At 68.5% G+C, this 1,621-nt stretch carries 2 protein-coding genes; both read left to right on the top strand.

Features of this window, described 5'->3' with window-relative positions; all coding sequences use genetic code 11:
* Window positions 1–276 precede the first annotated feature (276 nt).
* Window positions 277–864 (top strand): transposase, encoded by a 588-nt coding sequence (locus ACIQ8J_RS35870; RefSeq protein WP_403278380.1) that lies wholly within the window; start codon window positions 277–279, stop codon window positions 862–864.
* Window positions 788–1,621 (top strand): transposase (locus ACIQ8J_RS35865; RefSeq protein WP_403278379.1); only part of this gene is annotated, 834 nt, incomplete at its 3' end. The genes ACIQ8J_RS35870 and ACIQ8J_RS35865, both read left to right, overlap by 77 nt.

Below are 1,621 nucleotides of genomic sequence, written 5' to 3'. Positions count from 1 at the left end.
GTGACTCTGCTGGTCTTTTCACGGGTGGTCTGGCGTGATCGTTGTCCCGGTGGGACGGTGAGGGCTGGTTGGCGTTCGCGGGGATCCGATGGGGTGATCCGTGATGTCGTTGTGGTCGAGGCCGGGTTATGAGGTTCCGGCGTTGACGGAGCGGTTTGCGCGGGCCGCGTTTCCGAGGGGCTCGCTGGCTGTCCGGATGCGTGACGCGCGGGGTGAGGTTTTCGTCGATGAGGAGTTCGCCGAGGGGCTGACGGACCGCCAGGCCGCGGAGGGGCCGTGCGTGGGCGTGTGGACTGGAAGTTCTTGTTGGGCCTGCCGTTGGAAGATCCGGGGTTCGACGCCTCGGTGCTCAGCGAGTTCCGTACCCGTCTGACCAGCGAGGAAGGTCAGACGGACCGGCTGCTGACCCTGCTCCTGAGGCACTTGCGGGAGCATCGGCTGCTGGACTGCGGCGGGCTGCAGTGCACCGACGCCACCCACGTGCATGCCGCGATCCGCTTGCTGAACCGCCTGGAGCTGGCGATGGAGTGCATGCGCGCGGCCTTGGAGACGTTGGCCGTTGCCGTGCCGGTCTGGCTTGTGGGACATGCTCCGGCTGTGTGGTGGGACCGCTATGCCCAGCGCGCGGACGACTTCCGGCTGCCCCAGTCCGCCACTGTCCGCACCGAGCTGGCCGCCGACGGCTACCGTCTCCTGGACGCCGTTCACCACCGTGGTGCCCCGGCCTGGCTGCGGGAACTGCCCGCACTGCACCTTCTGCGTCAGGTCTGGGTCCAGCAGTACTACCGTGACCAGAGCGGTCACCGCTGGCGGGACAAAGAGCGACCTGCCGCCCGGTGCGAGCGCGATCGGCAGCCCGTATGACACCGATGCCCGCTATGGCATCAAGCGTGGCATGGGCTGGCGCGGCTTCAAGGGTCATTTCACCGAGGTCTGCGAGCCGGACCGGCCGCATGTCATTGCCCATGTCGCCACGACCACAGCCACTTTGAGCGACGTGGAGACCGTCACCGCCCGCCACACCGACCTGGCCGCCGCCGACCTGCTGCCCGACCGGGAGCTGGTCGATGCCGCCTACGTCAGCATCGACCACATCCTGGACGCCGCCGCCGTCCACGGCATCGACCTTTTCGGCCCCGTCCCCGCCGGCCACCAGTGGCAGACCCGCGACCCGGACGCCTACGACCTGACCCGGTTCAGGGTCGACTTCGACGAGCGTCATGTCATCTGCCCCACCGGCGCGGTCAGCCGCAACTGGCGCGAATCGATCAGCGCCGACGGACTGCCGACCATCCAGGTCACCTTCCGCCTCCCGGACTGCACTCCCTGCCCGCAGCGCGCCCACTGCACACGCTCGACGATCAATGCCCGGTCCCTGACCTTCCGCCCCCGCCCGCAGTTCGAGGCCCAACAACGCCTGCGCGCCGAACAGGCCACCGACGCCCGGCGGGAGCAGTACGCACTGCGCTCGGGAATCGAGGGCACCATGTCCCAGGCATCCCGACGCTGCGACATCCACCGCGCCCATTACAAGGGTCTCGCCAAGACCCACCTGCAACACGTACTCACCGCGATGGCCCTCAACCTCGTCCGCATCGACGCCTGGCTCAACGGCACCCCA

Origin of the sequence: Streptomyces sp. NPDC094147 (assembly GCF_044764265.1) — a bacterium.
GTDB lineage: Bacteria > Actinomycetota > Actinomycetes > Streptomycetales > Streptomycetaceae > Streptomyces.
The sequence above is the reverse complement of the archived record's forward strand: the minus strand, read 5'-3'. Positions and strand labels throughout refer to the sequence as shown.